The following is a 25,313-nucleotide window of genomic DNA, read 5'->3' as shown; positions in this document are numbered from 1 at the left end:
CAAGGCAGATAGACTACTACTTGTAGTAGCTAAATATATTGTTGTTTTCTTATTCAAGTACTTTTTTCCGGTATGTTAAGATATTATGAGTGAAGTGATAAGTCATAAGTAATAAGTTATAAGTCTCAGGACGGAAAACTTAAAACTTATAACCTAGAACCTACAACTCAAAAGTCTTTAGGTGCCTATATCGGCGGTGTCCACCTCTTCCCATTCCGAACAGAGAAGTTAAGCCCGCCAGAGCCAATGGTACTGCCGTAAAAGGTGGGAGAGTAGGTCGGTGCCCAATTTTATAGAAAGCCTCGCAGGAAACTGTTGAGGCTTTTTTGTTTACTGACCATTGATGATAGAAAAAACAATTTTTTTACGAGTATTGAATACCGCAGCGTATATTTATTCGTTATATTGAGCTTAAAATTATTTTATTTAGAGTAACATGAATCGTATTGGTAAATTAGTATACACAGCATCTCTGCTTTCACTTCCATTTTTAACTTTTGCCCAAAACAGTAAGGATGAAAAACCAAAAGATAATTGGCAAAATCTTGACTTGAAATCTGATGGTGTTTTCGGAATTAGTACTGAAAAAGCATACAAAGAACTATTGAAAGGAAAAAATTCTAGTCCTGTAATTGTCTCTATTATTGATGGCGGTATAGATGAAGAGCATGAAGATCTTAAGAAAATTATGTGGGTTAACTCCAAAGAGATCCCCGGTAATGGAATTGATGATGATAAGAATGGGTATATAGATGATATTAATGGCTGGAATTTTATAGGTTCTGCAAAAGTCAATATACATCATGATAACATGGAGCTGATTCGTTTGATCAATAAATATCAGCCTAAATATGCCTCTGCTTTGAATTCTACTCCTTTTAATGAAAAGGAACGAAAGGAATTTCAGTTGTATCAAAAATTGGTTACTGATTATATGGCTAAGTTACAATCAGCTCAAATGGGATTGCAGAATACGACGATGATTAAAAAATACCTCGATGAAATTACATCCAGTATGAATAATCAAAATCCTACTTTAGATGACCTCAACGATTTTAAACCATCTAATGATATGCAGAGTCAGGTTATTAAATTTATTAAGCCTGAAATTAAAAAGTCTGATTTCAAGAAATTCTATGAAGAACTTTTGGATGGTATAAAATATTATGGTACGGAAGTTAAGTATCATCTAAATGTTGATTTTGACCCACGAAAAGATTCTGTTGGTGATGATTATTCGAATAGTAATGAGCGAATTTATGGTAATAATGATATTACTGGTCCGGATGCCGAACATGGCACTCATGTTGCTGGAATTGTTTCAGCAATACGTTCTAATGATATTGGGATTAAGGGGGTTGCAAACAATGTCAGAATCATGGGAGTTCGTACCGTGCCTGATGGTGATGAGCGGGATAAAGATGTAGCTAACGCCATTCGTTATTCTGTTGACAATGGTGCTAAGATATTGAATATGAGTTTTGGTAAATCTTATACATGGGATAAAAAAGTTGTTGATGAGGCTATTAAATATGCTGTCTCTAAAGGCGCTTTACTTGTTCATGCTGCAGGAAATGACTCCAAGAATACCGAAAAGGAAGACAATTTCCCCACGCGTTTGTTCACTGACAGTACCGGAGTTACGATGGGAACTGCTGATGCCTGGATTGAAGTAGGAGCTACTGGCTGGACAAATGATGAAGATCTTGTTGCAACTTTCTCCAATTTTGGGGGTAAGACTGTTGACGTATTTGCTCCAGGAGTGAAAATAAACTCAACAATGCCAGGCTCTAAGTATAAGGAAAATGATGGAACCAGTATGGCGGCTCCTGTAGTTTCAGGATTAGCTGCATTGATATGGTCTCACTATCCGAAATTGACTGCTATTCAAGTAAAGGATATCATTATGAAATCTGTAACACTAGTTGAACAAAAGGTTAAAATCAAAGAAGATGGCGACAATAAAAGAGTTTTGCTAAGTGAAATATCTGTTTCAGGAGGTGTTGTTAATGCCTATAATGCTTTATTATTGGCCGAAAAGACAAACTTATCGGCGAATTCTAAATCTAAATAGAAATTATTCTTAATAATAGGACCGCTGATCTGGTTTTCTCAATAAAAAATCCGCTATCCATTTAGGTACAGCGGATTTTTTGTGGTTATCCTTTAGTAAAATAAATCTTGCTCTGAAAATACTTGACAATTATGTAAATTGAGCTACCCGGAACACTTTTGTTATAGCTTGTTAATGAAGGTATTTATTTCCAGCATTATCTGGGATGATTTATTTAGATTTCGAATTCAATATGATGAACAATCGCAGAAATTTTATCAAGCTTGCTGGAATGGCAGGTTTGGGTTTCACCGGAGTGAATGTCTTGCCCGCTCAAGCAGAAATTACTGGTACTGAAAGCAATAGTTTACCAGAAGAAGTGCTTAAGCCGTTCAATCGTTCTCCCAGAATGATGCAAGACCATTTTGAAAAAAAAATTGGTGCTCTTCAAGGGAATTCTGCCAGAATACGTGCTTCTCTTAATACAAAACAGGATGCTGAGAATTATATTCTTGATGTACAATCTAAAATTGCTCAATGTTTTGGCCCCTGGCCAGATAAAACACCATTAAATGCACGAATCACTGGAATTATTGAAAGAGATACGTATAAAATAGAGAAAATTATTTTTGACAGCAGGCCTGGTTTTCCGGTAACAGCTAATTTATATGTACCTAAGGGTAGAAGTTTTCCGCTGCCTGGGGTGATCGGAACGTGTGGCCATGGTGATCCTGCAAAGGCAACACCAATTTATCAATCATTTGCGCAGGGCTTGGCCCGTCAGGGCTATGTAGTGTTGATTTTTGATCCGATAGGTCAAGGGGAGCGGGTGCAACTACTGAGTAAAGATTTAAAACCGCTCCATGGAATTGGGGTGCCCGAACATAATTACACCGGCAAACAAATGATGCTGAACGGTGAATATTTAAGCTCTTGGTTTACTTGGGACTGTATTCGAAGTGTTGATTATTTATTAAGCAGACCTGAAGTTGATCCCAAACATATCGGGGTAACCGGAAATTCGGGTGGTGGTACTCAAGCAACCTGGCTCTGCGGAGTTGAGCCGCGTCTTACCATGGCAGCACCTAGCTGTTTTGTAGTTGGATTTGAAACCAATCTAAAGAATGAGTTGCCGGCCGACATAGAGCAATGCCCTCCTGGAGCAATAAGTCTCGGATTAGATCATCTTGATTTTATCGCCGCTATGGCTCCAAAGCCTGTGATACTTTTAAGTCAGGAAAAGGATTTCTTTGACGTTCGCGGCGCACGAAATTCATTTAATGAGCTCAAAAAGCTCTATAAATTACTGGGTGCAGAAGATAAGATTCAATTTTTTGCCGGTCCAGAATACCATGGTTTTTCAAAGCATAACCGGGAGGCCATGTATTCCTGGTTCAATAAAACTACTGGAATATCTGATGCGAAATCAGAACCTGAACTAAAATTGGAAGATATTGAATTGCTCTGGTGTACACCTCATGGACAGGTTGGAGAGGCTGGTCCGAGAACGCTTGCAACCTTCACTAAAGAAACCTCTCAGGAATTAAAAGTAAAAAGAGGTTCACCCAAAGGAGATTCTTTGAAAAAGCTTATTGTTTCTACTTTGAAGCTTCCAACACGTGTTGGTACTCCTGATTATCGAATCTTAAGGACAGATTCAGGTCGATTGTATCCCAAAAAGCATGTTACTACTTATGCTGTAGAGACGGAATCGGGGATTGCCTTGCCGGTTTATCGCTTATCTGACACCGAATTGATTTCTAGGCCAACTGCAGGTATCAGGCGGGCAATTCTGTATGTTTCTCATCTTTCGGCTGATCATGAATTACGTGGGGAATCATTTTTGAAAGACCTTATACTTTCAGAGCCAAACTCAGCAGTTTATGCTTTTGATGTACGTGGAATCGGAGAATCAAGGCCTAATACCTGTGCTGATGATTTTTTTGGGGCCTATGGCAATGATTATTTTTATGCAGCACATAGTATCATGCTAAATTATCCGTATACCGGACAAAAAACTTTCGATTTGCTTCGAATAATTGATTGGCTTATTTCTTGTGGCCATGAAGAAATCTACCTAGCTGCAAAAGGTTGGGGCACAATTCCTGCAACATTTGCTGCGGTACTTTCAGAACAGGTTAAACATGTCATTTTGAAAAATGCATTAAGCAGTTTTACCACCATTGCTGAAAATACAGAGTTTAACTGGCCATTATCAACCCTGGTTCCTGGAGTTTTGAAGCATTTTGATCTTCCGGATTGTTATCGGGACTTAGCATTGAAAAAACTGATTCAACTAGACCCTTTAGGCGCTGAAGGTTTGTAAGTAGAATATGAATGAGCTAAGAAAATAATTTTATCGTGTTATGAATCATTCAGTCGGATTATTTATTAAGTGTTAAATGGCATGCTATAAGAAATAGAAGCAAATTAATTATCTTGAATGCAGTCTAAGTATGAAATAATCTAGAAAATAAATAAAATAGTACCCCGATATTTATATATTCCTCTAAAATTGTAATAGGGGTTTTGAAATACTGGAAATAATCATCTAAATTGAATAATTAACCTATTAAATCTATCTAAAATGAAAAAATGTTGTGTTCAAATGGAAAGCTTGAGAAAAAAAATCTTTTTTAATGGTCGATTATTTCAAAACTTAATTGGGGGAATTATTATCATACTTTTTTTATTCCCACATTTTTTACAAGCTCAAGACAAGGTTAAAGGGAAAAATTTCATTATTGAACCACCAACACTTGAAAATTTAGGATTCGAATGGTATATCGATGGTGATGTAAACCGCAATGCAACGGTAAAGGTTGAATATCGAATAGCAGAATCTGCTAAGGAATGGAAAAAGGGAATGCCTTTGCTTAGGATTGGTGGCGAGCATCTCGAAAGAGCGGGAATCAATTACACAACTCCTCATATGTTTGCTGGCAGTATTTTGGATCTTACTTCAAACACAAAGTATGAGGCCCGATTTACATTAGAAGATCCCGATGGGGTTGAAGGTGAATTAGTTAAGGTAGTTAATGTTTCTACACGCGCTGAGCCTAAGGCTGCCAGTGGAGGAAGAGTAAGGCATGTATATTCCCAATATTATACGGGTGTGAAAGAAGAACCTAATTATCCGGGTTTAGTTTCTGCATATAACGGTTCGAAAGAAACTAAGGGTGATTGGTATGTGGTGAGTGAAGATAAAGTTCAACCTGGAGATATTATTAAAATACATGGCGGACTTTATCAAGGGGTACTTCTTAACTATCCTGATTGGAATAATATTCCATTCGATGGAACATATTTTTTTACAGCTAAAGGTACTGCGGAGCGCCCTATTGTTATTGAGGCAGCGGGTGATGGCGAGGTTATCTTTGATGGAGCGGGAGCCGCTAACTTATTTAATGTGATGGCAACCGACCATCATATTTTTCAGGGGCTTACGTTTAGGAATGTAGGCAGAGTTTTTGACGCAGGTCGAAAACATTTGGCGGGTGCCAGCAATCTGACCATACGGAATTGTCGTTTTGAGGATGTTGGCGAGGGTATTCGGACAGAATTTGCGGGTTCAAAGAATTTTCTAATTCAGGATAATGTTATAATTGGCCGCGATGATCGTTACAGGATGTACGGTTGGGCCGCTCATCGTGAGGGTTTGATTCCTTACGGAACGCATCTAATGGATTCTTACTATGGGATCATGATTTATGGCCCCGGGCATGTAATTGCGAATAATTCCATTGCCTTCTTCCACGATGCAATTGGTGTCTCAACCTATGGTACCCCAGAAAAGGAACAAGACTTAAAAGCAGTTTCGATTGATATTTATAATAACGATTTACACCTGATGGTCGATGATTTTATTGAAGCAGATGGCGGTGTGCACAATATTCGTATCATGCGAAATCGCGGAATTAATGCTGCAGAAAGTGGAATAAGTGCACAACCTGTGTTTGGGGGCCCCGCCTACTACATCAGAAATGTAATGTATAATATTGGACAGGGTGGTGCACTTAAAATACATGGAGGGGTACCGGGGCTTATGGTCTACCATAACACCTTTATCACAGAGAACAATTCTGGAGGTGGACATCCAAATTCTAACTACCGAAATAATTTATTTCTTGGTGCGGATGGGCCAACAATTGTTGCGGCATTTCCTTATACAACTCCATATTCTATAGCTGATTATAATGGGTATAGGCCAAATCGTGGTACTGAAAGTCCCGAAAATCAATATGTATGGTTGTCTCCAAAAGGGCAGCGAGAAGGATTTAAAACTTTACAGAGTTTAACTAACGCTAGTGGTCTTGAAACTCATGGTATAACACTAGATTATGATGTTTTTGAAAATCTTCAGAAGCCGATTCAAGCTGCTAAATCAGATAAGCCTAGTCCTGTTTATTTCGGAGTAGATCTTAATTTTAAACTTAATCCTAAGGGAAAGGCTGTGGATGCCGGTGTTATTATTCCAAACGTCAATGATTATTTTCGCCAAAAAGCGCCTGATTTGGGTGCTCTTGAAGTTGGAAGTCCGGCAATAATTTATGGAGTGCGTGGGCTTAAGCAGGATCAGGAGTTCTGGCGATGATTAGGGATATTATGGGTTTCTCTATGTCAATAGCTTAATTAGAATTTTACTCCGCCTGAAATGTAAACAATCCGGCCATCAGCAGGTAAAATACCCGGGCCTGGGTAACCTCCTGAGCGGCGGGTAAAATAGTGCTCATTCGTGAGGTTGTTTACGCCGGCTTTTAGATTATAGTTTTTAAGAAACTTAAGGCTAGCTGATAAATCCTGTACTTGATATGAAGGGATTAGCCCTGTGGTAGCAGCTGTATTTGAAATTCGATTATTTGCAGCATCGGCGAAAGTCTCACCCACAGAACTTAGTTGCCAGGTGATAGAAAATCCTTTTTTAGCAAAGGTTGCTCCAAAACGATTTATTTGGGCAGGTGCATTTTCTACACGGTTTCCGGCAAGGTTACCTGTTATAATTTGCCCGTTGTTAATGGTGGTGGTTTTAAAATCTTTGTAAGTGGCATCTATAAATGCCAATGATGCAAAAATACTTAGATTTCCTGCTTTTGGACTGGTCATGAAAGCTGAAACTGGGTCAAATTCAACATAGGCCTCAAAGCCTTTACTCACCGATCTGCCTAAATTAGTCCGAAACTGATAGCTTTGACCATTGCTTATTTGGGTAATAGTTCCTATTCGATTATTATATTGGAGGTTAAAATAATTTATATCGAAATTTAGGAAATTGCTCATTTTTCCGCGGTATCCAATATCGAAGTTATAGCCTTTGGCATCTTTTAATGTTTGGTCAATAACATCGGTAGTTGCGGGTGGAGTAAGGTCAGAAATCAAAACAGGACGGTATGCCTCTGAAAAATTCGAATAAATTTCAGAGCGGGGTATGATGTGGTATTCTGCACCTGCACCCAAGAGCAAGAAATTACGCTGCCGTGTGGCAGGACTTAGGTTAATGTCTTGTCCATTAACGATATTGAACCGCCCCTCCATTTGTGAATTGATGTTTTCAACCCTCAATCCTGCTGTAAACAATAATTTTTTATTGATGCGAAAAATATTTTCGGCGAATGCCGCTCTGTTAATGTTTCTATAATCTAAATCGCGAGGATACAAACCCTCTGCCAGGTCGTAATTCATCTCACTTCCAGTATCACCTTTCCCTAACTGTTTACGATCAATTTGGCCTTTAAAATATCTTAAGCCAGTTGCTAAAGTGTTGTTTAATCCGAATAATTTATAATCTGTAAGAATTCTTAATTCTGTACCGTAGGTTTTGTAATAATCTCTATCTACCTGCCTATTACTTGAGTCGTCGGGAATGTTGATTGCTTTAACGAAACCAACGCTATTTCTTTCGGCAAAGGTGCCAAAGGTTTTCCAACTCAGTTTAGTTTTATCATTGAGAATGTAATCTGCGCTGATGGATGGAATAAGCCAGGGAGTATTGAACCAGTTTCGGCTTCGCAAACTTTGTCTGGGATTTTGATGAAACTGAGTATCTCCTAAACCGCCAGCTTGTTGACTTTTAGTTGTCATGTAGGTAATTTCAGTACTCAACTTGAATTTTTTCGTAAGCGCATAGCTCCATTCAAGATGAGCATGATCGGTATTGAAATAACCATTGTCTCTCCAACCATTGCCCACACGTTTCTGATAGTATGCGGTATAGCTTAATCTGCCTTCTGTACCGCCTATGTAGTTAAATGTACTGAAAAGTCCGTTACTTCCTACCGTATTTTGGGATTCAAAAGTGAGGCGGGTTGAAATATCTGGCTTACGAAGAATGAAATTCATAAGGCCCCCAAACTGCGGGCCATATTGGAGTGAAGAAGCACCACGTACAATTTCAATCCGGTCAACAACCTCCATAGGTGGAGTATAATATGCTTCCGGATAACCCATTGGATCAGGTGTAATATCATAGCCATTCATTCGAACATTGAACTCCCATGAACGATTAGGACTTAATCCTCTAGATGCTACACCAAGTTGGATACCTGATCCGTCGTTTTCCCAAACGGAAATGCCGGGTGTTCTTCCAAAAATCTGCCTACTGTTATTCATTGCCAGATTGGCATTGATATTATCCAGTTTAATTACTTCGTTTTTTTTTCCGGCATAAATACTGAAGTCTTTTGTTTCGGTAAGAGTTTCATTGCCCCTAATTCCTCTTGAGGTTAAAAAAGTAACTTCACCTAGAGTTAAGCCATACTCTTCTAACTGAAAGTTATTAGTAGAATTTTGATTTTCAGCTAATTCAATAGTAAAAGATTTAGTTTTGAAACCGAGGTAGCTTACTTCAATCGTATAATTTCCCGATGCAAGCCCTTTTAGGAGATACTCACCTTTAGAGTTGGTTTGAACTCCGCGTACAGTACCCTTTAAAATGACATTTGCCCCAATAGCCGGCTCATTTTTTGTAGTGTTAACCTGACCTTTTATACTTGCTTTTTGTCCAAACGCCTGACCCACAATTCCTATCCAGATGCTCAGGCATATAATGTATGTATTCTTCAAAGTCAAATTGGAATGATTCTAATTAAGGCCAAATCTAAAATTTATTTAGACTTGTTCCAAATAATAATTTAAAAATTAGCTGCAAATAGTTTGAACAGATTTGTTCTGCAAAAGCATGGTGTGCTTATTTACTATATTTTAAGAGACGGAATATTAATGAGTTGAAAAAATTTGATTTGAAAAATTGCTGGGCTAGGTTTTCATACCTCAATACTATATTGTTACTACTATTTGATACTGATAAAGGAATTAATTAAGAACACAGAAAAAGCCATTTAATTGGTCAGTTTTTTAGTAAGATAAATGCATATTTCTAGTTGAAGCATTTCAGGAATTGATCAGGATTTGTTTTTACTAGGGTAGTATCAAACATCAGGAATGATTCACGACTTCTATTCGTTAAAGAATTTATGATTTTTTGAAAATAGTATGGTATTCAAATACAACACATAGTTGTTTTTTGAAAATATGTGTTTAAATTTATTTGTCCTGAAGAATTTTCGGAAAAAGTATATGTTCTAATTTATAAAAGCTCAGTCATGTTAAAAATTCACACTACGATTATTATTTTTTTCTTATTTACGTTCAGTTTAAAAGCTCAGTTTATTCAAAATATATCTGATCTGAAGGGTAAGCCATTAGTTGAAAGTTTAAGTTCTGATATTTCAGGATCACCGTATTTATTGGATGATTGGTCAAAGGGAATAGTAGAGCAGGGTAACAAGGTTTCTTACAAGGATGTAGATTTGAAGTATAACCTTTATAAGGATGAGCTTTTTTTTAAAAACCCCAAAGATGGATCAATGCTAGGCTTTGCTTTTCCAGTTGCCGGATTTTCATTGGCGTTAAAAGATAAAATTCAGATTTACAGAAATGGTTTTCCGGAGATTGATAATTTTAACAAGAAATCTTATTACCAAGTTTTATTTGATGGAGGAATTAAACTATTGTTTAAGAACCACAGAACATTGCTAGAAGTTAAGCCTTATAATTCGACGACAATAGAGAAAAAATTCATTGATAATGCCATTTATTATGTATTTCAGGATAATGTTATGACGAAATTTAAGCCTTCCAAGAAAGATTTTTTGGAGTTGTTTAAATCAAAATCTGCTGAAATTGCCGATTTTATTAAAAATGAAAAAATTGATTTGAAGCAACATGATGACTTAGTACGGGTTTTTGTGTTTTATAGTACACTATAGTATCAATAGCTTTTAGTAGCGTGGGGCAGTCTCGAAAGCTATCGCTAGAACTGAACCGAGAATAATCGGGAGCCGACCTCAGCGTTATAATTCATTTTATAAAAAAAAGCCCACATTTCTGTGAGCTATGTTGTAGCGGGGAGCAGGATCGAAAGCCGACCTCAGGATTATGAATAGCGCTATCTAAACATAAATAACTGATTTTCAATAAGTTAATTTTATAAAATTGACAATTTTGAGTCAAAACATACCTAAAGGTGTCGCGGAAAGGTGACGCAAGTAGTCTTCAAATTATTGGGAAATCAGGGAGATAATTTTTTCATTAACAAATAGTTCCATAAATCTATTTTTCATATAAACATTAAAAAAATAAGTATTTTTCATGGATGATAAGTATTTTTCATGTATTTTTGAATAGTCGTATTTCACAATATATTATGGATAATAAGCGTTTTTCATTTGAAATAAGTATTTTTCACGGAATTCAAGCGCCTGAGGAAGGCTTATTAGTGGGCTATGGAGCAATAATAGAAGCATATGGTTTGGCTGTGCCTATACCTAACATGTTAGCACTAATCAGCACTAAAAACAGAAAATACAGAACAAGCCGATGGCAAGTACTTACACCTCGACATGAACCGAAAGATACGCTATATGACCAATTGGTGTTTGCTTTAAAATATGAAGGTGTAAATCTGTTGTTTTTCAAAAAACTGTTTGAACAAATTCAGGAGGATGAAATAACAAGACTCGTTCAAATAGAGCCACAAGGGCAATACAGCCGTAGAATATGGTTTTTATACGAATGGTTGATGAAAAAAAGATTAACCATTCCTGATTTAGATAAAGGCAATTTTGTCATGCTAATTGATGAAGAGTTACAGTATGCTTCAACCTTGGCAATCAATTCCACTCGACACCGTATAAAAAATAATATTGCAGGAACGGTAGACTTTTGCCCATTAATAAACAAAACCGAAAAAATAGAACTATATATTGCCAAGAATACAATTGAAAATATCAATGCGGCCATTAAAGGTATACACAAAGATGTATTATTGAGAACATCTTCCTTTTTGTTGTTGAAGGATTCCAAAGCATCCTTCAGTATAGAAGGTGAAAATCCAACACAAAATAGAGCTCTTCGTTGGGGGAAGGCAATAGGCCAAGCGGGAAGCAAACCATTAAGTAAAGAAGAATTATATCGACTACAACAAATTGTTATTGAAAATAGCAGGTTTGTGTCTATGGGATATCGTACCGAGTGTGGATTTGTAGGCGAACATGACCGAACCACTGGCGAACCAATCCCAGAACATATTTCATCCAAACAAGCGGATGTTGAAAAACTGATGAGCGGATTACTAGAGGCCTCTAAGCATATGGAAAGCACAGGATTTCATCCCTTATTAACCGCCACAGCAATCGCTTTTGGATTTGTGTTTATACACCCCTTTGTTGATGGAAACGGCAGAATTCATCGCTACATCATCCACCATTTATTGTCCGCAATGAAATATAGTCCACAAGGGATAATCTTCCCTGTATCGGCTGCTATTTTAGAACGAATAGAAGATTATAGAAAAGTACTGGAAAGCTACTCACATCCATTGTTAGACTTTATAGAATGGGAGAAAACTAAAGATAATAACGTAAACGTACTGAACGACACCATAGATTACTACCGTTATTTCGACGCTACTGCACAAGCGGAGTTCTTATGTGAATGTGTAGATAATACCATTCACAAAATAATCCCACAGGAAGTGACCTATTTGCAAAAATACGATGCTATGAAATTATGGCTCGACAATAACTATCAAATGCCTGATAAGATGGTGGCTTTACTCATTCGCTTTTTAGAACAAAACGATGGTTCTTTGTCTAAAAGAGCAAAAGAAAAAGAATTTGCTTTGCTCACAGATGAAGAAGTAAAAGAAATCGAAGAGAATTATCAAGTGTATTTTAGCTAAAGGCGAAAACCCTCTAACTAACCACAGGGTGACGCACCAGGGTGACAAAAGAGGGTGACACAATCAAAAAAACCATCCACGATTTAACGTAAATGGTCGTTTAAATTGTAGCGGGGAGCAGGATCGAACTGCCGACCTCAGGGTTATGAATCCTGCGCTCTAACCATCTGAGCTACCCCGCCGAATTTGTCTTGTTTGTTGTTGGTTAATGATTTATCTTAGGGCGAATCCGGAAATTATTCTAGATATTTTTGCCTTTAACTAATTCAAACAACACTGCCTTTAAAAACAGAGTTGCAAATATAGAGGAAATTACTTTTCTTTAGAAACTAATGAGAAAAAAAAGTCGCCAAGCGATGTAAATAAATAAAGGAATGGCAGAAAAGATAAAGTTCAATGTAGAATATGAGGTAAAATCATCTCCTAAAATATTGTTTGGCTTTTTAAATGAGCCCAATGGTTTGGCTCAATGGTTTGCAGATGATGTAACCTACAGAGATCAAGTTTATACATTTACCTGGGATGGTGATCAGCAAAAAGCAAAATTACTGTCAATCAAAGAAAATAAACTGGTGAAATTTAAATGGTTGGACGATGAGCCCCATTGCTATTTTGAAATGGAAATTGTTCAAGACGAATTAACCAATGATGTTGCTCTTGCAATAACTGATTTTGCACCTGAAGATGCAATAACTGACCGTAAGCTTATATGGGATAATCAGATTCAATATTTGATTAGCGTATTAGGGGCATAGAGATAAATTTTCTCTATTTTTATACCTGTGAAGAAAGTACACTTATTGGTATTTAAGGCCTTTTTAAAGCCTTTTATTGTTACCTTTTTCATTGTCATGTTCATTTTGTTGATGTTATTTTTGTTTAAATACATCGATGATCTGATTGGTAAGGGCTTTGAGTGGTATGTAATTCTTGAGTTGCTGATGTATGCATCTGCGACAAATGTTGCTATGGCACTTCCTCTAGCCATACTCCTATCTTCCATTATGACCTTTGGCAGCCTCGGCGAAAATTACGAACTCGTAGCTATTAAGTCTGCCGGTATCTCCCTTCAAAAAGCCATGATGCCTTTAATCATTGGAGTGAGTATGCTCAGTGTTGCTGCCTTTCTTTTCTCTGATTATATGCTACCAGTTGCCAATCTGAAAATGGGTTCTTTATTATATGATGTTCGAAATCAAAAGGCAGCCTTCTTAATTAAAGAAGGAATTTTCAATAATAGTATTCCTGGTTATTCAATTCGTGTTAAGAAAAAGGATCCCGATCAAACGCTCCACGACGTTCTTATTTATGAGCGAAATACAACCAGTGGCAATGTCAATGTGCTGATGGCTAAAGAAGGGCAGATGTTCATTACTGATGATAATCAGCTTTTGGTCTTAAAGCTTAAGAATGGAAAGCGTTATGAGGAGACTCCTGGATCTACAGGTACATATAATCCAAGGCAAAGGCTTATGCGGACAGAATTTAAGGAAACTGAGCAAAAATTTGATTTATCGGGTTTCCAGCTAAAACGAACTGACGAAGAACTGTTCAAGTCTAATTATGCCATGCTCAATTTGAGACAGCTTAATTTTTACAGAGATTCATTTGAGCTTAAAGCGGATAGCAATCTTCGCTCAACGTATAGAGATCTTACGCTCCTTGCACGCACCTATCGTACCGACTCATTGAGCCCAAAAGGACCAGTAAAAATCATTGAAAAGTATAAAGATGTCTTGGAGATTGTTCCTAAAAATAAAAGAATTCAATCTGTCCAGACAGCTAAAGATCAGATTAGATCTATAAAAGATGTTTTAAGTCGAAAAGAATTGTTTATTGATGATAATAATTTGCGCATGCGGGGTTTTTCAATCGAATTAAATAGAAAATTTACGCTAGCTTTCTCTTGTCTTGTACTTTTCTTTATCGGTGCACCATTAGGAGCAATTATTAGAAAGGGGGGCCTGGGCTTACCCGTAGTGGTGTCAGTATTGTTTTTTCTACTCTATCATATTATCTCAACCATTGGAGAGAAATCTGTTAAGGAAGGCACACTTTCGCCTTTTATTGGGATGTGGATCGCGATCTTTACCTTGACTCCATTGGGGATATTTCTTACCTATAAAGCAACAGTTGATTCGGCACTTTTTGATCTTGATTTTTATAAGCGATGGTTTAAACGACTCTTTGCTAAGAACCTGGAAAATAGGTTCTAATTTATATTGCAAAGCATTGACGGATTTAAATGGATATGAAATCGTAGCTGCAAAAAAATACTTAAATTTACAGTCTAATTACGTCGGTTGCATTGCACAGGTAATTTTTTATTATCCAATTTGAAACCGCTCGCCAAACAATCCAAAAGATATGTTCAATACAATTGAAGAAGCAATAAACGATATTAAAGAAGGTAAGGTTATTATTGTTGTTGATGATGAGGATAGAGAGAATGAGGGTGATTTCTTAACAGCAGCCTCCAATGCAACACCTGAAATAATAAACTTTATGGCTACTCATGGACGTGGATTGATTTGTGCTCCATTAACTGAAGAGCGCTGTAAGGAATTGAGACTTGATTTGATGGTTGGAAATAATACTGCAGCTTATGAAACTAATTTTACAGTTTCTGTGGATCTTATTGGGCATGGATGTACAACAGGAATCTCTGCTTCGGATCGTTCAAAAACAATTTTAGCACTTATTGACCCTAAAACTACTCCTGAAGAATTGGGCCGTCCAGGTCATATATTTCCATTAATAGCTAAGCATGGTGGTGTTTTACGAAGAGCTGGCCATACAGAAGCTGCGGTTGATCTTGCTAGCATGGCGGGGCTTGAACCTGCCGGTGTGTTGGTTGAAATATTGAAGGAGGATGGAGAAATGGCTAGATTGCCTGATCTTTTGATCATTGCCAAGCAATTTGATCTAAAAATAATCAGTATAAAGGATCTGATTTCTTACCGGTTAATTACAGAATCTTTGATAAAAAAAGAGGTTTCTGTTAAATTACCTACGCAGTGGGGTGATTTTGAAATGGTTGCTTATTCACAAATAACTACTGGCGATCAGCATCTTGCTCTGATAAAAGGTAGTTGGGATGAAGGCGAGCCAGTTCTTGTACGAGTTCATAGTTCATGTATTACTGGTGATATTTTTGGCTCATGCCGTTGCGATTGCGGCGCTCAGTTGCATAAAGCAATGGAAATGATCGAGAAAGAAGGTAAAGGAGTAATCATTTACATGAATCAGGAGGGTCGTGGTATCGGGCTGATCAATAAGTTGCATGCTTACAATCTTCAGGAAAACGGTTTGGATACAGTAGATGCAAATTTACAGTTGGGCTTCCCAATGGATCAGCGTGATTATGGTATTGGTGCCCAGATATTAAGAAGCCTTGGCATTAAGAAAATGAGGCTGATGTCAAATAACCCAACCAAACGTTCTGGCTTAATTGGATATGGTTTAGAGGTTGTAACTAATATTCCTATTGAAATTAAATCCAATATTCATAACGAACTATACCTGAAAACAAAACGTGATAAGATGGGTCATTCCATCATGAAGAATAGTTAATTTTTTTTTAATCTTTTTTAGGCTCCAATTCTTCTGGTTTTATTGCATTCATATCCTGTACAGGTTTTTGATTACTTTTTTCGCGTTCTTCTTTTCTTTTGTTTCCAATAAGGATGCCAAGTAGCTCCTTGAAGCTATCGAAATCTCTACGATACACCAAACCTATTGCACTTACATAATCATCATTGGATAGGTTGCTTAGAAAGCTATTATTATTCAATTTGTTTGATGCTCGGAGAACAAGATCTCCATTCTTTTTGATTAGATATAATGCCTCTACATCATGGGCAACCAGCGACCCGCCTCCAATAACTGAAAAATCTGAAAATGAACGTGTATTGTTAGTTCTATCTGTTACACCACCAGTAAGTATCAAACGGTCATTTAAAAATCGGAGAGATGCACTAGCTTCATTAAATGACCTAATATTCAGGTCTACAAAATTCAGATTCAATGATTGAGTTAGGATAGTATTTAGCTGATTGAAGAATAATTCTGATCCTGCACTGATGAATGTTGAAGTTGCGATACCTCGAATTCCGTTGCTCTGGTCGGCACTTCCGGCAAATGACCTTCTTACAATTAAACTCAATGCCTGTTGATTGGTATTATTTACATCACTCAGATAGGACTGTAATTCATCTTTGATAGATGCATTAGCTGGGAAATTGATGTCAAACGCAATATTGGGGGTAAGTAATGGCCCACTTAAATTCATGACTGCCTCAGCAGCTACTTTTTGATTGTTTTGTGGTGGGCGCCCAGCCGCTAAATACAGCTGATCAATACCAGCGCGAACTTCATATAACGCTTTCAGGTTTATAGCAGCCTCCATAGGATTGCCTGTCCAGCGGATTGAACCACCCTCGCTAATTTTAAAGAGTTTGTTAATGAAGTCTTGTGCGGTAAATTGGAATTTTCCACTGCTGATCAGATAATCGCCATACATTTCAAAGTCTCCAAGCGTGGTAATATTTAAACTGAACAGTGATTTGCCCCGTCCGGATAATCTTCCCAGATCTGTGAATATGTTAACTTCTGTATTTTCATCAACCTGAAGATCAAAGTCCATGGTAAGACCTTTAAAGGAAGTTAATTTGGGTTTGTTTAAGGATGAATCTTTGGCTACAAAAGTGATGAAATCATTTTTACTCACTGTAGCAGATGAGTTTAGCGGTATGTTAAAAATTGTTCCAGGCTCTGTTTTTGCATTAATAATAATCTTCATATCATTTGATGGACCATTAAAGCTAAAGGCTCCGGTACCAAATGCTACACCATAATAAAGAGGATTATCTTTGGATGTAGTATTCAAAGCCATAAAATTAGTAGCCTGAATATCTAAATGGATTTCTGGATTATTGGGATTAGACATATCAACGGTTCCATTAGCGATGGCTTCATTGTTTTTAATGTCTTTTAATTTGAGGTTTGTTAGTTTGATAACGCTATTTTCAACGCCAACTTTATCTGTAATTTTATAAGGAGTTTTCAGATAATTTATGGTCATTCCTGCTTCATTTAAGGAAAGATTGCCATTAATTTGTGGGTTATTAAGTTTTCCACTTATGGTAAGTTCAGCAGATACCTTTCCATACATTTTTGAAACCAGGTTTTTGAGTAATGGCTGAAAAAGTGCCACCTCATTGTCTTTCATCAAGACATTCATGTCTAGCCTATTCTGATCACTATTGGCATTGTACGTTCCTTCTATATCAAGAGTGGTTTTACCCTTGTCTACAATATCCATTTTGACATTGATGAGCTTTGATGAATTATCAAGCCCTGCACTCATTTTTAGGTTTCCAAGACTTATTTTGTTTAAATTGAGACTATCAATCTTAATTGCAGCTTCTAAATTGGGAGTTCCGCCCAGTCCAGAAAGAGTAGCCTCTCCATTTAGTGTCCCATTTAATGTTATACCTTTTGGTTTAGTAAGAGAATTGAATGTGGTTAGTTTAAAGGTATTGAAACCTATGAGTAACTTGTCTTCTGGATTTTTTGAGATAATTCCATCAATAGTGACCATTTGATTATCCTTGAAAAGCTCGAAGCCGGAAATTTTTGTTCGCCTGAATAAGCTAAATGCCTGATCTTTTGCTCTTCCTTCATCAAAGCTGAAACTGACTTTTTCCTGAATTTTCCAAATCTCTTTGTTTATAATTACATCAGATGGCAAAACACTTAAGCGAATTCTTTCCTCGCCTTCTGTTTTAAATTCTACCAGTGAGTTTAAATCCAGTTGGTTGATTGCATTTTTATCTGAAAGTTTAATATTCAGACTTAAGCTATCATTTTTAAGGATATTCGCAATATTGACATTTTTAATATAGAGGCTGTCAGAAAGGTCAACTCGGTCGGAGGTAATAAACAAATTCATTGCCTTATCTGAAGTGCTCTCATCTATAATCAGGTCATTTATTTTAATTTTTTTGTATTGTATCAACTTAATAAATCCATTTAAATTGGCAATGTTTTGTGATGAAACAAACTTGCCATTGAAGTTTGCTTGCTCCGGAACTTTCAGGTCTGGAATCAATAGCATACTGATTGGATCAAAATATTTGATTTTTAAACTGAATTCGAAATTCTGTTTGCCTGGTGTTGCAAATTTCAAACCTAGTGAAGGAATATACTTGCTTGCTACCGATTTGAAATAGGAAGGCAATGCTTTTAATTCATATTGCCCTTTGATGCTGGCATCAAGTATATCTGAACCTATATTTAGTGAGCGTTGCGATCCAGTTCCGATTGCTTTCAAATTGACAGAATCAACAATGAAAGAATTTTTGGGGTTAGTTAATTGAATTTTGCTTAATGCAACAAAGCCTTCGATATTTTCAAGATTAGAGCCTGAAAAATTTGTATTTAATTCTGCATCAAATTGAATGGTATCTTTCACGAAATTCAGTTTGTGCAAATTTGCACCTCTGATCATTGCATGAAAATTATAGATCGGTTTTTGTGGATTCAGATTAATATTGCCATCAAAATCAAGTTCTAGATTGCTGTCGTTTACTTTGATCTGCCCATTGAAGATTTTATTGAAAAAGTTGCCATCAACCTTAATATTACTATACTTATACCCATTGTATTCAACATATTTTATGTCTGATTTGATTTTTTCTTGCAGACTTTTGATTTTGAATCCTGTGCCAGAAATGATGGCAGAGAGCGTAGTTCTTCCAAGATCACTCCTATCCAATACTTCGCCGATGTTGAAGTCAAATGCCTTTAATGTTCCACTATAAGTGGGTACAGAATTTTTACCCATCTTCATGTTGAAATCAGTTACCAAACGGCCGGCCTTGGTTTTAAACTCGCCTAAAGATTTGAAATCATTGATATACCCAGTAAATCGACCTTTGAAGTTAATGGTGCCTAATTTGTTTGTAATTTCGGGGAGGATAGATTTTTTTGAACCTGTAGCACGAGCTAGGATAAAATCAATATCCTGCTTATTAGTAGAAACCTGTTCAAAATTCAGGTCCATAACTGTTTTTTTGAGCGATGGAAGGCCTTTTACTGAAAAATCTCCTTTTATGTAACTAGCCTGTCCACTTTGAATGGTCAGGCCCTTTGCTTTCAAGTTATTTACATATCCCGATACTTTTCCGTTGAGTTGAAAAATGACTGATGATTTAGCCAAATTCGGTGAAAAATAGGCAATGTCAGAACTGTTTAATTTAGTATTCATTAAATCTGATTTCAGATACACTTTGCTGATGAATTTTCTGAAATCTTTAAATTTTGAATACTTGAAAAGCAAGTAATTTCTTATTTTACTGTTCTGTGTTTCAAGAAGAAGATTCCTGAACTCCATTTGATTGGTATCGATTGTGGCATCAGTAGTCAGGTTTTTTAAATAAAATCCGCTTTTCTCTTTAAATGTCATGTTTTTCAGCCCAAAACTAACGAGGTGATTCTTAGTATCTAGATCAAGGATCGTACTGCTGAAATTTTTTAAAGAGATGTCGTTGAAGTTTATTCCATTAACAGGCTTGATATTGTTTAAGTTTTTGTATTTGAACGCAATATTGTTTAGAACAATTTTAGTAAGAATAAAGTCAAAGGGTTTGCTCGTTTTCTTTTTAGCTGTTTTTTTACCGGTATCGAAATAGTTTATGATAAAGGCCAGATTTGTAGTTTTATCCTTGTATTTTTTCAAATAGATTTTCCCATTATCCATTTGGACGCTATTCACTGATAATGTTCTGCGTTTTAAATTAATGGAATTTAAATCAACTGTAAATTTTGGGGAGAAGAGCAAGGTATCTTTTTCACGATCTTCAACATACAAGGTGTCGAGAACCAGTGATTTGAATGGTTTAATGTGCAAACCTCCAACATAGACCTTTGTATTAAGCTCATTGGATAGGTATTTCGCTGTTTTTTTTGCAATATAAGTTTGTACCGGCTTATATTGCAGCGAGAAAAAAAGTACAATGAGCAGCAATAAAAATGTTGCCAGTATCCAAAGGGTTATTTTTAGTGCTTTTTTGATAAATTTGTTTTTTATATGATCTATAACAATTTAACTCTATAATTTTGGCAATCATCCTGGGCATTGAATCTTCTTGTGACGATACTTCTGCAGCAATTTGTGTGGATGGCAAAATTCGCTCCAACATTATTGCCAGCCAGGTTGTCCATCAAAATTATGGTGGTGTAATTCCTGAGTTGGCCTCCAGGGTTCATCAGCAAAATATTATTCCCGCCGTTCATCAAGCTATATCTGATGCAAAAATACATAAAAATGAGATTGATGCGGTAGCATTTACTCGTGGTCCGGGATTATTAGGTTCACTTTTAGTGGGTACGTCTTTCGCAAAGGCTTTTGCACTCGCAAATGGCCTTCCACTAATCGAGGTAAACCACATGCAAGCACATATTCTTGCTCATTTTATTGCCGATGAAAAGCCTTCTTTCCCATTCTTATGTCTGACCGTTTCTGGAGGGCATACACAAATAGTGCTTGTAAGGGATCATTTTGACATGGAAATTGTAGGTCAGACTACTGATGATGCTGCCGGAGAGGCATTTGATAAAACAGCAAAACTACTAGGTTTGCCCTATCCCGGCGGGCCGCTAATCGATAAGTATGCACAACAAGGGAATAAGTTTGCATTTAAATTTCCTGAACCTCAGATCCAGGGATTGGATTTTAGCTTTAGTGGGTTAAAGACTTCGATTATGTATTTTGTGCGCGATAGGTTAAAAGAAGATCAGGATTTCTTAAAAAATAATCTTTTTGATATCTGCGCTTCAGTTCAAGAAAGAATCATTTCTATATTATTGAATAAGCTTAAAAAGGCGTCTGAACAATATAATATACAAAGCATTGCAATTGCCGGTGGAGTTTCAGCTAATTCTGGTTTAAGAGCTGCTTTAAATGACTCGGCGCCAGACCTAAACTGGAAGGTTTATATTCCTAAATTTGAATATTGTACTGATAATGCGGCCATGATCGCAATTGCGGGACATTATAAATTTCTTAAGCAGGATTTTGTGGGTCAGGATATTGCTCCAATGGCCCGAATGCAGTTTTAATTTTATCGTTTCTAGTTATTCAATATAAAACACCAAATTTACTACCTAAATAAATTATGAGCGCAGCAAGTATTATTTTCTTTTTAGTCTTTTTAATACCATTAACTGGATTGTTAATCTGGGTTATGCGTCAGGACAAACGCAAAGGTAAAATTGGTTTGTATGTCCTTGGTTTAATTGTGGTGGTTGGAGTCTGGTTCATGTACTTTATGACTAAGGGTAAATAGTATTCCTTCAAGGTATATAATCCGTTATTTTTTACTTCATATTTCAAACTCCGTTTAACTTTGAGGCTTTTTTTGAATGCTTTATTTCATGTATAGCCTGAAAATAAATTTGTTTTAAACGCTATTATTGACGAATTTGAATGCATTAATTAGTTATTCATCAGGAAATTGGAGAATAAGGCAAAGTCCAGATATTGATATTCCATTTGTATAAAAACAAAAAACAATGAAAAATATAAAATCGTTTTTGATAATTTTTCTACTATTTACTGCTATGCTGAGGGGTTTTTCCCAGCCAGTAGAACAGAATGTGAAGGTTATTGTGGCACCCGATCATACTGATTGGCACTATAAAACAGGCGAGAAAGTTAAGTTTAATGTTTCTGTTTTGCAGTATGGCAATCCTTTAAAGAACGTAAAGCTTAAATATGAACTTGGTCCTGAAAGAATGGCACCAGAGATGAAAGATTCTATGCAATTGGCCGGTGGCCTGCATATTATTAATGGAGGCACAATGAAATCTCCTGGCTTTTATCGGTGCATAGTTACAGCTGAAGTAAATGGTAAGAAATATAGGGGCTTGGCTACTGTTGGTTTTGATGCAAACCAAATTAAGCCTGCAGCAGCTAGCAGCCCGGCCGACTTTGTTCAATTTTGGGATAATGCAAAGGCCGATTTGGCTAAAATACCATTAGATGCCCGCATGACCTTATTGCCTGAACGTTCAACTGAAAAGGTAAATGTGTATCATATTAATCTTCAGAATTTTCGGGTTGGAAGTAGGTTATATGGAATATTATGCGTTCCTAAAAAAGAAGGTAAATATCCTGCATTACTTAGGGTTCCTGGTGCTGGAGTAAGGCCATATAATGGAGATGTTACCACTGCTGAGAAAGGAGTAATAACTTTGGAAATTGGAATTCATGGAGTTCCTGTAATTATGGACCCGGCGGTCTATACCAATTTGGCGGCTGGAGCATTATCTGGTTATCAGGCTTCAAATCTAGAAGATCGGGAGCGTTACTATTATAAGAGGGTGTATATGGGGTGTATCAGAGCAAATGATTTTTTAACATCTCTGCCTCAGTTTGATGGCTCGAACCTTGGTGTAACAGGGGGTAGCCAAGGGGGAGCATTGTCTATTGTAACAGCAGCTTTAGATTCAAGAGTGAAGTTTTTGGGAGCCTATTACCCAGCGCTTAGTGACCTTACAGGATTTATGTTGGGTCGTGCAGGTGGATGGCCGCATTTATTTAATAAGGACAATGTGAATACTGGAAGCGCTCCTGACAAGATAAAAACCACAGGCTATTATGATGTTGTGAATTTTGCGAAACTTATTAAAGTGCCGGGTATGTATAGCTGGGGGTTCAATGATGAAACTTGTCCGCCAACTTCTATGTATGCTGCATATAATGTGATTACAGCGCCTAAGTCTTTATTTTTGGCCTTAGAAACTGGCCATTGGATGTATCCCGAACAAAAAGAAAATATGGATAATTGGTTGCAAAAACAGCTTAAGGTTAATTAGACCATTCATTTAAAAATACTGCATAAAAAAACCCGCTTGTGTAAAGCGGGTTTTTTTATGTTTAAGCTTTTTCTTCGAGTTTATCAGCAGTAACTGTTTCTTTTATTTTAGCTTCCAATTCATCCATCAGATCAGGATTGTCAAGTAATAGTTGTTTAACCCCATCACGACCCTGGCCAAGTTTAGTATCACCGTAACTAAACCATGATCCTGCTTTTTTAATGATCTCAAAATCAACACCAAGATCGATGATTTCACCTGCTTTGGAAATCCCCTCTCCGAACATTACGTCAAACTCAGCTATTCGGAATGGAGGAGCCAATTTGTTTTTGACCACTTTCACCTTCACTCTGTTTCCAGAAACTTCATCTGTGTCCTTAATTTGTGATATGCGGCGAATGTCTAAACGTACAGAGGCATAAAATTTAAGTGCATTACCTCCTGTAGTTGTTTCCGGGCTGCCAAACATAACTCCGATCTTATCACGAAGCTGATTTATAAAAATACAGCAACATCCTGTTTTTGAGATTGTTCCGGTTAATTTACGTAAGGCTTGCGACATTAAACGCGCATGAAGCCCCATTTTTGAATCCCCCATTTCGCCTTCGATCTCAGCTTTTGGTACTAAGGCGGCAACAGAGTCAATTACAATTATATCAATAGCTCCTGAACGGATTAAGTTATCAGCAATTTCTAAAGCTTGTTCTCCATTGTCAGGTTGTGAGATCAATAGGTTTTCAATATCAACACCAAGTTTGCTAGCATAAAATTTATCAAAAGCATGTTCAGCATCAATGAAAGCAGCAATGCCTCCTTTTTTCTGTGCTTCAGCAATTGCATGAATAGCAAGGGTAGTTTTACCAGAAGATTCAGGACCATAGATTTCAATGACCCTGCCCTTAGGTAATCCACCAATTCCTAATGCAATATCAAGGCTTATTGAACCAGTAGATATAGATTCAATGGCTTCAACTGCATTATCTCCTAGTTTCATAACGGTTCCTTTACCGTATGATTTTTCAAGTTTATCTAGCGTTAGCTGTAAAGCTTTTAATTTATCTGCGTTGCTCATTATTTTAGTTTTATGTCTTCAAAAGTATAATTAATTTTTGAAAATACTAAAAATATTATCAAAAATAATTTTTTTAAATCTTCTTTCTTTTGGAATATATAAATTAATTAGTGCATTTGACGATAGTATAGGCTTATTTTATCTCATTTTTTTTAATTTATCTGCAATTTTTTTAGCCTGTTGTTTCTTTTTTAGCTCACGCGATTTTTTAAGTTGACTATTTTCTGCTTTTCGTAGGGCTCCTTCTGTTTGGCTTTGTGCATAATATTTACAAATATGTGCTAGTGGGCATATTGTGCATTTTGGACTTCTAGCCAGACAAACATATCTTCCATGTAAAATGAGCCAATGATGCGCGATATGAATTTTTTCTTTTGGAAGGAAATTTACTAGTTGTTTTTCTACAGCTAAAGGTGTTTTTGCATTTCTTGTAAGTCCAATTCGATTAGATACTCTGAATACATGCGTATCTACTGCCATTGCCGGTGCATTGAAAATTACGGAAGCTATCACATTTGCAGTTTTTCTGCCAACTCCAGGCATTGTTTGAAGATCTTCTATAGAAGACGGTACTATACCATTAAAATTATCAACTAATTTTTTAGCCATCCCAACCAGATGCTTTGCCTTATTATTGGGATAACTTACGCTTCGTATATACTCAAAGACATGCTCTGAACTTGACTGTGCCAGACTTTCTGGAGTAGGAAAATGTTCAAATAACTTAGGAGTAACCTGATTGATTCGTTTATCGGTGCATTGTGCAGATAAAATTACTGCAACCAATAGCTGGTATGGGTTTTCGTATTTCAATTCTGTTTCCGCTTCAGGCTGATGGGAAGAGAAATAGTCTACAAAATCTTTATATCTGTCTTTTCTTAGCACCCTACAAATATATGTTTCAATAAAACAATTTTCTTTGTTTAAAGCTCAAAAAAACAAGACCGAAGAATCGATTTTATTTTAAATTGATTTTGAATAATTTACAAGATTGTTAATGGTATCCTGGCTTGGATTTATTGCAATTGCATTCAAACAGGGTTTAATAGCAGTATAAAACAATTGATCTT

The 25,313-nt window shown here is 36.6% G+C and carries 15 protein-coding genes, 1 tRNA gene and 1 rRNA gene; 12 read left to right on the top strand and 5 right to left on the bottom strand.

Going from position 1 to position 25,313, the window contains the following annotated elements:
* The first annotated feature begins 177 nt into the window (after positions 1 to 177).
* The 4 genes from rrf (at position 178) to ACIQZ6_RS07570 (ending at position 6,647) form a co-directional block, all read left to right on the top strand.
* Positions 178 to 289, top strand: a 5S ribosomal RNA gene (rrf, locus tag ACIQZ6_RS07585).
* 147 nt (positions 290 to 436) lie between these two features.
* Complete coding sequence (locus ACIQZ6_RS07580) at positions 437 to 2,074, top strand: S8 family peptidase (RefSeq protein ID WP_395809762.1); 1,638 nt, start codon at positions 437 to 439, stop codon at positions 2,072 to 2,074.
* Between the two features lie 205 nt (positions 2,075 to 2,279).
* Positions 2,280 to 4,379 carry an alpha/beta hydrolase family protein gene (locus ACIQZ6_RS07575; protein ID WP_395809760.1) on the top strand — a complete coding sequence of 700 codons (2,100 nt, stop codon included), beginning with the start codon at positions 2,280 to 2,282 and terminating at the stop codon, positions 4,377 to 4,379.
* Between the two features lie 291 nt (positions 4,380 to 4,670).
* Positions 4,671 to 6,647: a hypothetical protein gene (locus ACIQZ6_RS07570; RefSeq protein ID WP_395809758.1), complete on the top strand. Its 1,977-nt coding sequence runs from the start codon at positions 4,671 to 4,673 to the stop codon at positions 6,645 to 6,647.
* A 38-nt stretch (positions 6,648 to 6,685) separates the two neighbouring features.
* On the opposite strand, the gene ACIQZ6_RS07565 is transcribed toward ACIQZ6_RS07570, so the two are convergent.
* Complete coding sequence (locus tag ACIQZ6_RS07565; RefSeq protein WP_395809756.1) at positions 6,686 to 9,112, bottom strand: TonB-dependent receptor domain-containing protein; 2,427 nt, start codon at positions 9,110 to 9,112, stop codon at positions 6,686 to 6,688.
* 539 nt (positions 9,113 to 9,651) lie between these two features.
* Here ACIQZ6_RS07565 and ACIQZ6_RS07560 point away from each other — a divergent pair.
* Positions 9,652 to 10,317: a hypothetical protein gene (locus ACIQZ6_RS07560; RefSeq protein WP_395809754.1), complete on the top strand. Its 666-nt coding sequence runs from the start codon at positions 9,652 to 9,654 to the stop codon at positions 10,315 to 10,317.
* 437 nt (positions 10,318 to 10,754) lie between these two features.
* Positions 10,755 to 12,290 carry a Fic family protein gene (locus ACIQZ6_RS07555; RefSeq protein WP_395809752.1) on the top strand — a complete coding sequence of 512 codons (1,536 nt, stop codon included), beginning with the start codon at positions 10,755 to 10,757 and terminating at the stop codon, positions 12,288 to 12,290.
* Between the two features lie 108 nt (positions 12,291 to 12,398).
* Here ACIQZ6_RS07555 and ACIQZ6_RS07550 read toward each other — a convergent pair.
* Positions 12,399 to 12,472: transfer RNA gene (locus ACIQZ6_RS07550), tRNA-Met, on the bottom strand.
* Between the two features lie 192 nt (positions 12,473 to 12,664).
* Between ACIQZ6_RS07550 and ACIQZ6_RS07545 the strand changes: the two genes are divergently transcribed.
* The 3 genes from ACIQZ6_RS07545 (at position 12,665) to ACIQZ6_RS07535 (ending at position 15,863) form a co-directional block, all read left to right on the top strand.
* Positions 12,665 to 13,045: an START-like domain-containing protein gene (locus ACIQZ6_RS07545; protein ID WP_395809750.1), complete on the top strand. Its 381-nt coding sequence runs from the start codon at positions 12,665 to 12,667 to the stop codon at positions 13,043 to 13,045.
* A gap of 27 nt (positions 13,046 to 13,072) precedes the next feature.
* Positions 13,073 to 14,506 carry an LptF/LptG family permease gene (locus ACIQZ6_RS07540; RefSeq protein ID WP_395809748.1) on the top strand — a complete coding sequence of 478 codons (1,434 nt, stop codon included), beginning with the start codon at positions 13,073 to 13,075 and terminating at the stop codon, positions 14,504 to 14,506.
* 151 nt (positions 14,507 to 14,657) lie between these two features.
* A complete protein-coding gene (locus ACIQZ6_RS07535) occupies positions 14,658 to 15,863 on the top strand; it encodes a bifunctional 3,4-dihydroxy-2-butanone-4-phosphate synthase/GTP cyclohydrolase II (protein ID WP_395809746.1) in 1,206 nt (401 codons plus the stop codon).
* Positions 15,864 to 15,870: 7 nt separating this feature from the next.
* On the opposite strand, the gene ACIQZ6_RS07530 is transcribed toward ACIQZ6_RS07535, so the two are convergent.
* Complete coding sequence (locus tag ACIQZ6_RS07530; RefSeq protein ID WP_395809744.1) at positions 15,871 to 20,319, bottom strand: translocation/assembly module TamB domain-containing protein; 4,449 nt, start codon at positions 20,317 to 20,319, stop codon at positions 15,871 to 15,873.
* Positions 20,320 to 20,411: 92 nt separating this feature from the next.
* On the opposite strand from ACIQZ6_RS07530, the gene tsaD reads away from it, so the two are divergent.
* The 3 genes from tsaD to ACIQZ6_RS07515 all read left to right on the top strand — a co-directional run bounded on the left by tsaD (position 20,412) and on the right by ACIQZ6_RS07515 (position 23,171).
* Positions 20,412 to 21,413, top strand: a complete 1,002-nt coding sequence (gene tsaD, locus ACIQZ6_RS07525) for a tRNA (adenosine(37)-N6)-threonylcarbamoyltransferase complex transferase subunit TsaD (protein ID WP_395809742.1) — start codon at positions 20,412 to 20,414, stop codon at positions 21,411 to 21,413.
* Positions 21,414 to 21,469: 56 nt separating this feature from the next.
* Positions 21,470 to 21,640 (top strand): hypothetical protein, encoded by a 171-nt coding sequence (locus ACIQZ6_RS07520; protein WP_395809740.1) that lies wholly within the window; start codon positions 21,470 to 21,472, stop codon positions 21,638 to 21,640.
* 226 nt (positions 21,641 to 21,866) lie between these two features.
* Entirely contained in the window at positions 21,867 to 23,171 is a 1,305-nt protein-coding gene (locus ACIQZ6_RS07515) for an acetylxylan esterase (protein WP_395809738.1), read from the top strand.
* 61 nt (positions 23,172 to 23,232) lie between these two features.
* Here ACIQZ6_RS07515 and recA read toward each other — a convergent pair whose 3' ends face one another.
* Positions 23,233 to 24,243: a recombinase RecA gene (gene recA, locus ACIQZ6_RS07510; protein WP_395809736.1), complete on the bottom strand. Its 1,011-nt coding sequence runs from the start codon at positions 24,241 to 24,243 to the stop codon at positions 23,233 to 23,235.
* 138 nt (positions 24,244 to 24,381) lie between these two features.
* Complete coding sequence (nth, locus tag ACIQZ6_RS07505) at positions 24,382 to 25,128, bottom strand: endonuclease III (RefSeq protein WP_395809734.1); 747 nt, start codon at positions 25,126 to 25,128, stop codon at positions 24,382 to 24,384.
* Positions 25,129 to 25,313: the final 185 nt, after the last annotated feature.

The organism is Daejeonella sp. (assembly GCF_044348475.1).
GTDB lineage: Bacteria > Bacteroidota > Bacteroidia > Sphingobacteriales > Sphingobacteriaceae > Daejeonella.
Note: the sequence above shows the minus strand (reverse complement) of the source record. Positions and strands in the feature narration are given on the sequence as shown.